The sequence below is a fragment of the Mesorhizobium sp. M0136 genome, from assembly GCF_040322515.1.
Lineage (GTDB): Bacteria > Pseudomonadota > Alphaproteobacteria > Rhizobiales > Rhizobiaceae > Mesorhizobium.
In genome coordinates this window covers 24,739-37,958 of record NZ_JAMYTP010000006.1, presented here as the reverse complement: position 1 = coordinate 37,958, position 13,220 = coordinate 24,739, and the positions used below count along the sequence as shown (strand labels likewise).

10 protein-coding genes and 3 pseudogenes are annotated in these 13,220 nt (G+C 66.4%); 12 read left to right on the top strand and 1 reads right to left on the bottom strand.

Annotated elements, in window-relative coordinates; translation table 11 throughout:
- Nucleotides 1-572: 572 nt before the first annotated feature.
- The 10 genes and pseudogenes from nifH to fni all read left to right on the top strand — a co-directional run.
- Nucleotides 573-766 (top strand): annotated as a pseudogene (nifH, locus tag NKJ35_RS08860) (nitrogenase reductase); the annotation flags it as partial.
- Between the two features lie 153 nt (nucleotides 767-919).
- Entirely contained in the window at nucleotides 920-2,122 is a 1,203-nt protein-coding gene (locus NKJ35_RS08855; protein ID WP_352646382.1) for a cytochrome P450, read from the top strand.
- A gap of 94 nt (nucleotides 2,123-2,216) precedes the next feature.
- Complete coding sequence (locus NKJ35_RS08850) at nucleotides 2,217-3,506, top strand: cytochrome P450 (RefSeq protein WP_352646380.1); 1,290 nt, start codon at nucleotides 2,217-2,219, stop codon at nucleotides 3,504-3,506.
- A 1-nt stretch (nucleotide 3,507) separates the two neighbouring features.
- Nucleotides 3,508-3,633: pseudogene (locus tag NKJ35_RS30880) on the top strand (ferredoxin); the annotation flags it as partial.
- Nucleotides 3,634-3,801: 168 nt separating this feature from the next.
- Complete coding sequence (locus NKJ35_RS08840) at nucleotides 3,802-4,644, top strand: SDR family oxidoreductase (RefSeq protein WP_352646664.1); 843 nt, start codon at nucleotides 3,802-3,804, stop codon at nucleotides 4,642-4,644.
- Nucleotides 4,644-5,987, top strand: a complete 1,344-nt coding sequence (locus NKJ35_RS08835; protein WP_352646378.1) for a cytochrome P450 — start codon at nucleotides 4,644-4,646, stop codon at nucleotides 5,985-5,987. The genes NKJ35_RS08840 and NKJ35_RS08835 overlap by 1 nt, the downstream gene beginning before the upstream one ends.
- Before the next feature lie 157 nt (nucleotides 5,988-6,144).
- Nucleotides 6,145-7,137 carry a polyprenyl synthetase family protein gene (locus NKJ35_RS08830; RefSeq protein ID WP_352646662.1) on the top strand — a complete coding sequence of 331 codons (993 nt, stop codon included), beginning with the start codon at nucleotides 6,145-6,147 and terminating at the stop codon, nucleotides 7,135-7,137.
- 148 nt (nucleotides 7,138-7,285) lie between these two features.
- The gene (locus NKJ35_RS08825) at nucleotides 7,286-8,836 is read left to right on the top strand and encodes a hypothetical protein (RefSeq protein ID WP_352646376.1); all 1,551 of its coding nucleotides are present in this window, start codon (nucleotides 7,286-7,288) and stop codon (nucleotides 8,834-8,836) included.
- The gene (locus tag NKJ35_RS08820) at nucleotides 8,833-9,735 is read left to right on the top strand and encodes a terpene synthase family protein (protein ID WP_352646374.1); all 903 of its coding nucleotides are present in this window, start codon (nucleotides 8,833-8,835) and stop codon (nucleotides 9,733-9,735) included. The genes NKJ35_RS08825 and NKJ35_RS08820 overlap by 4 nt, the downstream gene beginning before the upstream one ends.
- Nucleotides 9,736-9,820: 85 nt before the next feature.
- Nucleotides 9,821-10,870, top strand: coding sequence for a type 2 isopentenyl-diphosphate Delta-isomerase (gene fni / locus NKJ35_RS08815; protein ID WP_352646372.1), 1,050 nt, complete (start codon nucleotides 9,821-9,823; stop codon nucleotides 10,868-10,870).
- Nucleotides 10,871-10,908: 38 nt separating this feature from the next.
- Here the strand turns inward: fni and NKJ35_RS08810 are convergent, their stop codons facing one another.
- Nucleotides 10,909-11,241 (bottom strand): helix-turn-helix domain-containing protein, encoded by a 333-nt coding sequence (locus NKJ35_RS08810; RefSeq protein ID WP_352637383.1) that lies wholly within the window; start codon nucleotides 11,239-11,241, stop codon nucleotides 10,909-10,911.
- 208 nt (nucleotides 11,242-11,449) lie between these two features.
- Between NKJ35_RS08810 and NKJ35_RS08805 the strand changes: the two genes are divergently transcribed.
- Together NKJ35_RS08805 and NKJ35_RS08800 are read left to right on the top strand one after the other, a co-directional pair.
- The gene (locus NKJ35_RS08805; protein ID WP_352646370.1) at nucleotides 11,450-11,776 is read left to right on the top strand and encodes a helix-turn-helix domain-containing protein; all 327 of its coding nucleotides are present in this window, start codon (nucleotides 11,450-11,452) and stop codon (nucleotides 11,774-11,776) included.
- Nucleotides 11,742-13,005 (top strand): annotated as a pseudogene (locus tag NKJ35_RS08800) (type II toxin-antitoxin system HipA family toxin). Before NKJ35_RS08805 ends, NKJ35_RS08800 begins: the two are co-directional and overlap by 35 nt.
- Nucleotides 13,006-13,220 lie beyond the last annotated feature (215 nt).

The window sequence follows — 13,220 nt, the reverse complement described above, 5'->3', positions numbered from 1 at the left end:
TATAACCGCCTCGTAAGCACGCTCGACAAGGGTGCGGTATGGTGCGGATATGCGGCGCTTCCGCACCGGCTGGACAAAGACGAACCGAAAGCCGAGCCGATGCCCTACCTCATCCCGGCGGGCACTGCAGCGATTTCGTAGCGTCTGCCGCAAACGTGTTCTGCGTGCGCAGGCTCGGCTTTCGCGAACATGCGCCTGTCGCAGCAACCATGAGCGCGCGCTTCGGCAAGCGCCTGACTCCGTGAGGATCGAAATCCCCAATCGTGTCTAATTGCCAGCCTCTTATGTTCGAAACTGGACCAGAATGTCGCAAGCCCGACCGAAAGGTCGCCGAGGCGTACTATCCGACACTGTTCTGTCGCCTTTGTTGGCCCGCGACACCGGCCTATTTCGCCGAGCTCTTGTCTGGCCTCAGGCTAACCCGATGAAAAGCAATCACAATTTTTTTCTTCTGCTGGGTCGGCCAAATTGGCACGAGTTTTGATGCTCCTTCGTTGCGGGCCGGGAGCCGCCGACCGACCGTCATTTCGTGGATGGCACCGCGATCGATGGAACGAAGAAGGAAAAGCAAAATGTCAAATCCGCATCAGATAGCATTCTATGGGAAGGGGGCCTCGGCGAAACCGCCCCCTACCAAACAGGCTCGCCGCCCTTGTCGACCCTTGCGCAGGAAATGTTGATGGCCGGCTGCGACTCAAAGGCCCGCCACACTCGCCTTATCCTGAACTCGAAGGCGCAGGATAACGTTCTGCATCTCGCCGCGCGGTATGCCTAGGCAGTTACACGTTGGCCGACCTTGATAATCGAATCGGGCTACGCTGCGGAGGACGTCGTCTACATGCCTTCCTAAGCCATTCGCTGCCCGCAGCGCCTGCCGGTCACCTCCCGCCCTTCCATCGCTTAGAGATCAAGTGCCACCATGTCCGAACAACCCTTGCCGACGCTGCCGATGTGGCGCCTCGAGCACATCGAGCCCTCGCCCGAGATGTTGGCGCAACGCGCCAACGGTCCGATCCACCGCGTGCGCTTCCCGTCCGGGCACGAAGGCTGGTGGGTGACAGGCTACGAGGAAGCCAAGGCGGTGCTGTCCGACGCGGCGTTCCGGCCCTCGGGAATGCCGCCGGCGGCATTCACCCCGGATTCGGTGATTCTCGGATCGCCGGGGTGGTTGGTCTCGCACGAGGGGGGCGAGCATGCCCGGTTACGCACGATCGTGGCGCCGGCCTTCAGCAACCGCAGGGTGAAGCTGCTCGCGCAGCAGGTCGAGGTGATCGCCGCGCAGTTGTTCGAGACACTGGCAGCCCAGCCCCAGCCCGCCGACCTGCGGCGCCACCTCTCCTTTCCACTTCCGGCCATGGTCATCAGCGCGCTGATGGGCGTGCTCTACGAGGATCACGCCTTTTTCGCCGGGCTGTCCGACGAGGTGATGACGCACCAGCATGAAAGCGGCCCGCGCAGCGCGTCGCGCTTGGCCTGGGAAGAACTGCGCGCCTACATTCGCGGCAAGATGCGGGACAAGCGCCAGGATCCTGGCGACAACCTGCTGACGGATCTGCTCGCGGCGGTCGACCAGGGCAAGGCGACCGAGGAAGAGGGGATCGGCCTGGCGACGGGCATGCTGGTGGCGGGGCACGAGAGCACCGTCGCGCAGATCGAATTCGGCTTGCTGGCCATGTTCCGCCATCCGCAACAGCGCGAACGCCTGGTCGGCGATCCATCCCTGGTGGACAAGGCGGTGGAGGAAATCCTGCGCATGTACCCGCCGGGCGCGGGCTGGGACGGCATCATGCGCTATCCGAGGACCGACGTGACCATCGCGGGCGTGGATATTCCTGCGGAGAGCAAGGTGCTTGTCGGCCTGCCGGCGACGTCGTTCGATGCGCGCCATTTCGACGACCCGGAAATCTTCGACATCGGACGCGACGAAAACCCGCACCTGGCGTTCTCCCATGGGCCGCACTACTGCATCGGCGCGGCGCTGGCCAGGCTGGAACTCAAGGTGGTGTTCGGTTCGATCTTCCAGCGCTTTCCCGCGCTGCGCCTGGCCGTGGCGCCCGAAGAACTGAAGTTGCGCAAGGAGATCATCACTGGCGGGTTCGAGGAGTTCCCGGTGCTCTGGTGATGCGCGGACGCCGCCGGGAATCGCGATCTTCTCCGCAATTTGCCGGCGCGCCTGGCGCGCGCCGGTCAGATCAGCCAGCCAACAGGTAACCAAGATGGACGTGCAAGAAACCACGGCAGCATGCCGGGACGCCTTCGCCGAACTGGCGTCGCCAGCGTGCATCCACGACCCGTATCCGTTCATGCGGTGGTTGCGCGAGCACGATCCGGTGCATCGCGCGGCGTCGGGCCTCGTTCTGTTGAGCCGCCACGCCGACATCTACTGGGCGCTCAAGGCCACGGGCGATGCTTTTCGAGGGCCGGCGCAAGGCGAACTGGCGCGCTATTTCCCGCGTGCGGCGACCAGCCTGTCGCTAAGTTTGCTGGCGTCCACTTTAGCGATGAAGGAACCTCCGACGCATACGCGTCTGCGCCGGCTGATCTCGCGCGATTTCACCATGGGCCAGATCGACAACCTGAGGCCGACCATCGCTCGCATCGTCGCAGCGCGCCTGGACGGCATGGCGCCCGCGCTGGAGCGCGGGGAGGCGGTGGACCTGCATCGGGAATTCGCGCTGGCCTTGCCCATGCTGGTTTTCGGCGAACTGTTCGGCATGCCCCGGGACGACATGTTCGGGCTCGTCGCCGGCATCAGCGCCATTCTGGAAGGCCTGAGTCCGCACGCCAGCGATCCCCAGCTCGCCGCGGCGGACGCGGCCAGCGCCAGGGTGCAGGCCTACTTCGGCGACCTCATACAGCGCAAGCGCACCGATTCCAGCCACGACATCGTGTCAATGCTGGTCGGCGCACACGACGGCGATGCCGAGACGCTGTCGGATGCGGAATTGATCAGCATGCTCTGGGGCATGCTCCTGGGCGGCTTCGCCACTACTGCCGCGGCCATCGGCCATGCGATCCTGGCGATGCTGGCGTATCCCGAACAGCGGCACTGGCTGCAGGGAGATGCCGTGGGGGTGAAGGCATTCGTCGAAGAAGCCCTGCGCTACGACGCGCCTGCCATGTTCAGCTCCATTCCGCGTATCGCCCAGCGCGACATCGAACTGGGCGGCGTGGTGATCCCGAAGAACGCGGACGTGCGCGTTCTGATCGCGGCCGGCAATCGCGACCCGGACGCCTTCGCCGATCCCGACCGCTTCGATCCCGTGCGGTTCTACGGCACCAGTCCTGGCATGTCGATCGACGGGAAGATCATGCTGACCTTCGGCCACGGCATCCACTTCTGCCTTGGTGCGCAACTGGCCCGGGTGCAGTTGGCCGAGAGCCTGCCGCGGATCCAGGCGCGCTTCCCCACGCTGGCATTGGCCGAGCAGCCGACCCGGGAGCCCTCCGCGTTCCTTAGGACGTTCCGCGCGCTGCCGGTGCGGCTGCGTGGGCAGGAGGGCTGAGATGCGCGTCCTGGTCGATCAGGATCTGTGCGGAACTACCGGGCAGTGCGTGCTGACGCTGCCGGGCACCTTTCGCCAGCGCGAACCGGACGGCGTGGCCGAAGTGTGCGTGGCGACGGTCCCGCAGGCGCTGCACGCCGCTGTGCGGCTTGCGGCCAGCCAGTGCCCGGTCGCCGCCATTCGGGTCATCGAAAGCGACGCTGGCGATGACGAGCGCGCCAGCGCCGACCCTGCGCCTTCTCCGGCGGAGGCCGAGCGGCATGCCGCGAAAGACCAACGCAATCCAGGAGACACGGTGGGACGGTTTGAAGGCAAGGTGGCCGTGGTGACCGGCGCCGGCGCCGGCATCGGCAAGGCATGCGCTCTCGCCATCGCGCGCGGGGGCGGCAGAGTGGTGGTGGCCGACATTGATGGCTCGGCGGCCATCGGCTGCACCGCGCAGATCGCGGCCGAAGCAGGCCACGCGCTGCCCCTGGCCATAGATATCGCCGATGCGCAGGCGGTGGCAGCGCTGTTCGAGACGGCGGAGCGGCACTTCGGGGGGGTCGACCTGCTGGTGAACAATGCGAGCGCCATGCATCTGACCCCGCGCGACCGCGCGATCCTCGACCTGGACCTGGCAGTCTGGGACCAGACCATGGCGACCAATCTGCGCGGCACGCTGCTCTGCTGCCGGCAGGCCATCCCGCGGATGATCGCCCGCGGCGGTGGCGCGATCGTCAACATGTCGTCGTGCCAGGGGCTCAGCGGGGACACCGCGCAGACGTCCTACGCCGCGTCGAAGGCGGCGATGAACATGCTCTCGGCTTCGCTCGCCACCCAATACGGTCATGCGCAGATCCGCTGCAACGCCGTTGCGCCGGGTCTCGTCATGACCGAGCGTCTCCTCGCCAAGCTGGACGAGTGCATGCAACGGCATCTGCGCCGGCACCAGCTCCTGCAGCGCGTCGGCCGCCCCGAGGACGTGGCCGCGCTCGTGGCGTTCCTGCTCTCCGACGATGCTGCGTTTATCACAGGCCAGGTCGTGTGCATCGATGGCGGCATGCTGGCGCATGTGCCGACATACGCCGACGGTGGCAACAGCTGCGCCGCGCGCGCTGCCGGCGACACCGAATCGGCGGCGGCGGCGCGCTGCTGATGGACATGCTGCTCAACCCACTCAACCGTCGGCACCGGCTGCGATGCGACATCCCGGTCATGCCTGGCGCTTTCCCCCTGGTCGGGCATCTTCCCGCCATTGTCTGCGACCTGCCGCGCCTGCTGCAGCGCGCAGAACGGACGCTGGGCAGCCACTTCTGGCTGGATTTCGGCCCTGCCGGACATCTGATGACCTGCGTGGATCCGGACGCATTCTCACTGCTCAAGCACAAGGACGTGTCCTCGGCGCTGATCGAAGAGATCGCGCCCGAATTGCTTGGCGGAACGTTGGTTGCCCAGGACGGCGGCGCACACCGGCAGGCGCGCGATGCGATCAAGGCGGCGTTCCTGCCCAAGGGGCTGACCCAGGCCGGCATCGGCGACCTGTTCGCGCCCGTCATCTGTGCGCGGGTGCAGGCGTGGCGCGACCGCGGTGACGTAACCATCCTGCGCGAAACCGGCGACCTGATGCTCAAGCTCATCTTCAGCCTCATGGGAATCCCCGCGCAGGACCTGCCGGGATGGCATCGCAAGTACCGGCAACTGCTGCAGTTGATCGTCGCGCCCCCGGTCGACCTGCCCGGACTGCCCTTGCGGCGGGGCCGCGCCGCCCGAGACTGGATCGACGCGCAGTTGCGCCAGTTCGTCCGCGACGCGCGCGCGCATGCCGCGCGCACCGGGTTGATCAACGACATGGTGAGCGCCTTCGACCGCAGCGACGATGCGCTTTCCGATGACGTCCTGGTCGCCAATATCCGCTTGCTGCTGCTTGCCGGTCACGACACCACTGCCTCGACGATGGCCTGGATGGTGATCGAACTGGCGCGGCAGCCTGTGCTGTGGGACGCCCTGGTCGAGGAGGCGCAACGCGTGGGCGCGGTGCCGACCCGGCACGCGGACTTGGCGGAGTGTCCGGTCGCCGAGGCGCTGTTCCGCGAGACACTGCGCCTGCATCCGGCGACCACGCTCCTGCCGCGTCGCGCGCTGCAGGAATTGCAACTCGGCCAACGGCGCATTCCCGCGGGCACCCATCTGTGCATCCCGCTGCTGCATTTCTCGACCTCGGCGCTGCTGCACGAGGCGCCTGATCAGTTCCGCCTGGCACGGTGGCTGCAACGCACGGAGCCGATCCGGCCGGTGGACATGCTGCAGTTCGGTACCGGCCCACACGTCTGCATCGGCTACCACCTGGTATGGCTGGAAATGGTGCAGTTCTGCATCGCCTTGGCGCTGATCATGCACAGGGCCGGGGTGCGGCCGCGGTTGCTGAGCGGCGTCGAAAAAGGCCGGCGCTATTACCCGACCGCACATCCGTCCATGGCAATCCGCATAGGCTTCTCATGAGCTGGCATCGCATGCCGCGTGTGGCGAGGCAGCGGCGGCGCCGGCGAGGCTCGGCATTGCTGCACTCAGCGCACGCGCTCGGTGCGACGTCGGCAACACCGCGGCGGCTTGGCGCTCGCCGTGGCCATCTCGTGTCAGGTACAAGGACATGAAAAACATGCAGACCGGTTCCATGCTACACGACGACCGAACTGGCGTTTCCGCGCTCGGCGGATTGGGCGCGCAGGCGCGCGGCGCATCCGGCAGGCTGCTGCCGGAGATCTGGATGCAGGACGGCGCAAAGCGGGTCGAACAGGCGCTGGCGCGTCTTCTCTGCGCCGAAGACGACGGTGAGACCGAGCTGATGGCGGCGATGCGCTACGCCACCTTGCATGGCGGGAAGCGCACCCGCGCCTTGCTCTGTCTGGCTGCCGGCGCACTGGCCGACACGCCGGCGCACATGCTCGACGACGTCGGCGCCGCCATCGAGATGATGCACGCCTGTACCCTGGTCCACGACGACCTGCCCGCGATGGACGACGACGTGCTTCGCCGCGGCCTTCCGACCGTGCACGTCAAGTTCGGCGAAGCCACTGCGATCCTGGTCGGCGATGCGCTGCAGGCGCACGCCTTCCTGACCCTGGCGAGCCTGGATGCGCCGGGCGACAACCGAATCGCGCTCGTGCGCGAACTGGCGCAGGCAGTGTCCGCCGAGGGTGCCGCAGGCGGGCAGGCCATGGATCTGTCGCTGGTCGGAAAGCACGCCGAGCTGGACAGGATCGTGGCGATGCACCGGAAGAAGAGCGGAGCGCTAGTGCGCGCGTCCGTTCGCATGGGCGCGCTATGCTCCATCGCGGAGGATGCCGCGCACGCTGCGCTGTACTGTGCGCTCGATCGCTACACCGCCTGTTTCGGCCTGGCGTTGCAGGTGATCGACGACATTCTCGACGCGACAGCGGATACCGCGACGCTGGGCAAGACCCCCGGTAAGGACGCGGCGGCGCAGAAGCCGACCTGCGCGTCGATCATGGGGCTGCAGGCAGCGCGCCAGTTCGCGCTGGATTTGTTGCGCGACGCCGGGGAGGCCATCGTCCCGCTGGGGCCGCGTGCGGAACAGTTGGCGCAGATGCTGCAGCGGGCCAACGTGTATCTGTCCGCGCCATACGCATGAGCGCGTCCGTCCGCATGGACTCGCCCCTGTGCTGCTGCGATCGGCCGGCGGGCGGTGCATGCCTGCACTGTGTCCGAACCGGCGGCGACGTGCGCGGCGTCTGCCCGATCCTGGTTCTCGTTAGCCCTCTGCAGAAGGAACATCCCGGGTGAACGCGCTGTCCGAACAGATCCTTTCCGAATTGCGCCACCTGCTGAGCGAGATGAGCGACGGCGGCAGCGTCGGTCCGTCCGTCTACGACACGGCGCGAGCTCTGCAGTTCCACGGCAACGTCACCGGTCGGCAGGACGCATACGCGTGGCTCATCGCGCAGCAACAGGCCGATGGCGGATGGGGAAGCGCGGACTTCCCGCTGTTCCGCCATGCGCCCACGTGGGCGGCGTTGCTGGCTTTGCAGCGTGCCGATCCTCTTCCCGGCGCTGCCGACGCAGTCCAGGCTGCAACCCGGTTCCTCGAGCGCCAGCCCGATCCCTACGTGCATGCGGTGCCGGAAGACGCGCCGATAGGCGCCGAGCTGATCCTGCCGCAGTTGTGCGGCGAGGCCGCATCCTTGCTGGGCGGCGTGGCGTTTCCGCGCCACCCGGCGCTGTTGCCGTTGCGGCAAGCGCGCCTGGTCAAGCTGGGGGCGGTGGCGACGTTGCCGAGCGGCCATCCGTTGCTGCACTCCTGGGAAGCCTGGGGGAGGTCGCCGACCACCGCATGCCCGGATGACGACGGCAGCATCGGCATCAGTCCGGCGGCCACCGCCGCGTGGCGTGCGCACGCCGTGACACAGGGGAGCACGCCGCAGGTCGGGCGCGCCGACGCGTATCTGCAGGCGGCATCGCGGGCGACGCGCAGCGGCATCGAAGGTGTCGTTCCCAACGTCTGGCCGATCAATGTGTTCGAGCCATGCTGGTCGCTGTACACCCTGCATCTGGCCGGGTTTTTCGCGCATCCCGCGCTCGCCGGGGCGGTGCAAGTAATCGTCGCGCAGCTCGACGCCCGCCTGGGTGTGCGCGGTCTGGGCCCGGCCTTGCACTTCGCGGCCGATGCGGACGACACCGCCGTTGCATTGTGCGTCCTGCGCCTTGCAGGCCGCGACCCGGCAGTCGATGCGTTGCGCCATTTCGAAATCGGCGAGCTGTTCGTCACCTTCCCCGGCGAGCGCAATGCCTCGGTGTCGACCAACATCCATGCCCTGCATGCGTTGCGAATGTTGGGGAAGCCCGCCGCCGGCACCAGCGCCTACGTCGAGGCCAATCGCAACCCGCACGGTCTATGGGACAACGAAAAATGGCACGTTTCGTGGCTGTATCCCACCGCGCATGCGGTCGCTGCGCTGGCGCAAGGCAAGCCCCAGTGGCGCGACCAGCGCGCGCTGGCGGCGCTCATGCAGGCGCAGCGCGACGACGGCGGCTGGGGCGCCGGTCGCGCGTCCACATTCGAGGAAACCGCCTATGCGCTGTTCGCGTTGCACGTGTTGGACGGGAACGAAGAGCCGACAGGGCGCCGGCGCATCGCGCAGGCGGTGGCGCGTGCGCTGGAGTGGATGCTCGCCCGCCATGCGGCGCATGCATTGCCGCAAACGCCGCTGTGGATCGGCAAGGAACTGTATTGCCCCACCCGAGTGGTGCGCGTGGCCGAACTCGCCGGCTTGTGGCTAGCGCTTCGTTGGGGGCGGCGCGTCCTGGCTGAGGGAGCAGGAGCGGCGCCATGATCCAGAACGAACGCGCGCTGCAGCAGGTGCTGGAGTGGGGGCGTTCCCTGACCGGGTTCGCCGACGAGCATGCCATGGAAGCGGTCAGGGGCGGCCAGTACATCCTGCAGCGCATCCACCCGAGCCTGCGCGACACCAGCGCCCGCACCGGCCGCGATCCGCAGGACGAAACGCTGATCGTGGCGTTCTATCGCGAACTGGCGCTCCTGTTCTGGCTCGACGACTGCAACGACCTTGGCCTGATCGCGCCGGAACAGATCGCCGCGGTGGAGCAGGCGCTGGGGCAGGGCGTGCCGTGCGCGCTCCCCGGATTCGAGGGCTGCGCTGTGCTGCGCGCTTCGCTGGCCGCGCTCGCCTACGATCGTCGCGACTATGCTCAGCTTCTCGACGATACCCGGTGCTACTGCGCGGCGCTGCGCGCCGGACACGCGCAGGCGGCAGGGGCGGAACGCTGGTCCTACGCCGAGTACCTGCACAACGGCATCGATTCGGTCGCCTACACGAACGTGTTCTGTTGCCTGTCGTTGCTGTGGGGGCTGAACATGGCGACCTTGCGCGCGCGTCCGGCGTTTCGCCAGGTCCTGCGGCTCATCTCCGCGATAGGGCGCCTGCAGAACGATCTGCATGGCCGCGACAAGGACAGGTCGGCCGGCGAGGCCGACAACGCGGCGATCCTGCTGCTGCAGCGCTATCCGGCTATGCCTGTGGTGGAGTTCCTCAACGACGAGCTGGCCGGCCATACGCGCATGCTGCACCGGGTGATGGCGGAAGAACGCTTTCCCGCGCCGTGGGGACCGTTGATCGAGGCCATGGCGGCCATCCGCGCGCAGTACTACCAGACCTCGAACAGCCGCTACCGCAGCGACGCTGCGGGGGGAGGCCAGCGTGCGCCGGCCTGAACGCGCGGGAGGCGGCGGCGTGCGCGCGCTGCCGTCGGTCCGATCCGACGCAACGCCGTCGCCCGATGAGACGGATGGAGCGAGCATGAGCGACACCGCCCTGAGCCGGCGCAAGGACGACCATCTGGACATCGTGCTGGATCAGCGAACGGCGCCGGCCACGGTCGCCGCCGGCTGGGAGTACATCCGTTTCGAACACTGCGCATTGCCCGAGTTGGACCTGACGCAGATCGACCTGCGCGCCTCGCTGCTGGGCAAGACCATGCGCGCGCCGCTGCTGGTCAGCTCCATGACCGGCGGCATGCCACGCGCCGAGGCCATCAACCGGCATCTGAGCGAGGCAGCGCAAGCCTTGGGGATCGCCATGTGCGTCGGTTCGCAGCGCGTGAGCCTGCAATCCCGCAACTCCCAGGGGCTGACGCGCACGTTGCGCCGCCTGGCCCCAGACATTCCCTTGCTGGCCAATATCGGCGCCGCGCAACTGCGCGAGGCCGACGGCCTGGACCTGGCGCGCCGGGCGGTGGATGCGCTGGAGGCCGATGGACTCATCGTCCATCTCAATCCGCTGCAGGAAGCGGTACAGCCGGAGGGCGACCGCGACTGGCGCGGCGTCCTGGCGCAGATCGCTCGCGCCGCGCGCAGCGTGGGCGTGCCGATCGTGGCCAAGGAAGTGGGGTCGGGCCTATCCGCCCCGGTGGCCTGTGCGCTCGTCGAGGCGGGCGTGGCGGTGATCGATGTCGCCGGCGCCGGCGGCACCAGTTGGGCCGCGGTGGAGGGCGAGCGCGCCCGCGATGCCGCCGACCGTGCAGTGGCGATGGCGTTCGCCGATTGGGGGATTCCGACCCCGGCCAGCGTGCAGGCGGTACGTCGGGCGCTGCCAAAGGTGAAGCTGATCGCGTCGGGCGGGATCCGCGACGGCGTCGACGTGGCCAAGGCCATCCGCCTGGGCGCGGACATCGCCGGGCAGGCGGCCGGCGTGCTGCGAGCGGCTACGGTATCCACCGAGGCGGTTGTCGCGCATTTCGAGATCGTCATTCGCCAGTTGGCCGTCGCCTGCTTCTGCACCGGCTCGGCTGATCTGGCGGCGTTACGTCAGGCGCGCTTGTTGCCGTCGGCGCATCTGCCCGCCGGTTGACGCCGGCGTCGCGCGCACGTGGCGGCGGGCGCCTATTCTTAATGAGTCAGAAAGTCGCGGATGCGGGGGATTCGGGCTGTAGGGTGCTGCTTCGGGATCAGGGAAGCGCCCCGCCGTGCCCGACTGGACAGCCGAGAGTGAAGCCGCATTCGACGCCTATGTCGATGCTTTGATCGGGGTGATCGGTCACGCCGACCGAGCTGAGCCCCTGAAGGGGTCGGAAGAAGGTGCACCGGGGGACCGGCAAGGAGCCGCCCGACGGTGGCCCTATGAACGCGAAAGAGACGAGCGATTTCAGCTGCCGGACGGCCCTCGTTCAACATGCCGATGATTTCGGAGCGCTGATAGGGAGTTAGTTTCGGACGACGCATCGGCGCCGAGGTCAAAATAGCCGTTCGCTAAATGTTCTTTCAGTTGGCCGTTTTCGAAGCAACGTACGCTCCAGGCCCATTCGGCAGAACGCCGGTGGGCGACGGTAGCAGCTGTTCTCGGAGGAACGCCATTCGCTGTGCGGCGCTAAAGCCTCGGAGATCCTCGAATGCGTATCATCGCGCATTGGAATAGATCGTAGGTATCATAATGGACTCTGAATCGGAAATTCTGCGCGAAATCGGCGGGCTTTTCAGGCAGGCGAGGCTGGCCGCTGCCATGACGCAGGAGCAGGTCGCTGATTTGGCGGGTATATCCCGTCCCCGCTATCGCGACATCGAAAAGGGAGCCGCAGCGGCGCGTGCGACGACGCTCATGAACATCGCTCGCGCGCTCGGTCTGGAAATGATGATGGTTCCGCAAGTCATGGTGCCTGCTGTCCAGGCCCTATTGCGTCCGAATGATGATGACGATCGACCCGCCTTTGTTCCTCAACCTGACGATGACGATCGTGGCTCCAGTTTTTCGCGCACCTAAGACGATCCCGTCGCTGGACGTGCTCTTGAACGCACTGAAGATCGGCACAATCGTTAGGACGCCGGGCGATTTCAATGCATTCAACTTCGATGAGGCCTACCGCGCGACGGGCGGCTTTCCGGTTTTCAGCCTGTCGTTCCGGGCAGCGACGGGAGGATTGCGGAAAGATCCGAAGCCTCTGGCGGGCGCCTTGCCCGCTTTTTTCGCGAACCTTCTGCTGGAAGAGAAGTTGCGCGAGGCGATGGAAAAGCACCACGAAGTCAATGTGCGGCCAGGCAATGATTTCGATCTCTTAACGGCGCTGGGCGCCGATCTGCCGGGAGCCGTACGGGCGTTGCCCAGTGACGGCACGATAGCGGGCGCAGGATGCTTCAAAGGATAAGCCCAAGGCACGGTTTTCACTTGCCGGCGGGCAGATGAAGCTGTCGGTCATGAAGAACACTGGAAAAGGCGGCGGCCTGACCTTGCCGATGGGCGACGAGCAGGGCCGGTATATCGCCAAGTTCCCTTCGATGGCGTTTCCGGGCGTTTCCGAGAACGAATTCGCCAACCTGGCGCTGGCTGCAGCAATCGGCATGGAGGTTCCTGAATGCGAACTGGTCGAGAAGTCCGATTTTGAGGGCGTTCCCGAAGAATTCAACACGCTGTCGGAGGGCAAGGTCCTTCTCGTCAAACGCTTCGATCGCGGCGCCGATGGCGAGAGGATACACATCGAGGATTTCGCTCAGGTCTTCGGTGTCTATCCCTCGCGCAAATATAAGGGAGCCGCTTATCACGACATAGCGTTGGCCTTGGCGCGGCCGTCTCGCCTACGGCTGCTCTCGAATTTGTCCGCCGCCTGGTGCTGACGGTCATCACCGGCAATGGCGACGTGCACCTGAAGAACTGGTCTTTGATTTATCCCGGTAAAGGCGACAAGCCGGTGCTTGCACCAATCTACGACGTTCTGTCGACCGTGCCATATAGTCCCGCCGACGCCATGGCGCTTTCGCTTGGAGGGGAGCGCTCGTTCAAGGCGCTAGCAGCACCGCGATTGAAGGCATTTGCGAACCGCGCAAGGCTTCCGGAGCCGGCAGTCCCTGAAGGCAGTGGTCGAGACCGTCGAACTCGTCAACGAGCACTGGTGGCATCTGCCTGAGCGCGACGTTGTCGCGGCGAAAGTGCTCGAGCGGATTGACGAACATGTGAAGGCGATGACGCCGATACTGAACTCCTGCGCCGATAAGTGAGCCGAGTCCCCTTGGGTTGGTGAAATGGCGGAATTATCGCCCGTGGCCCCGAATGGATGGCCGTGGATCGATGGTGTGCCAGCGGAGCGCGCAGATTCCGCGCAGTGTCGATGAGGACACGCGAGACCAAGCACGTCAGCTCGCCGGAACAGAAGGGTTCGCAGCATCCCGCAATTAACGCAAAGGGTCGAGATGCTGTTCGCCCATCTCAACAC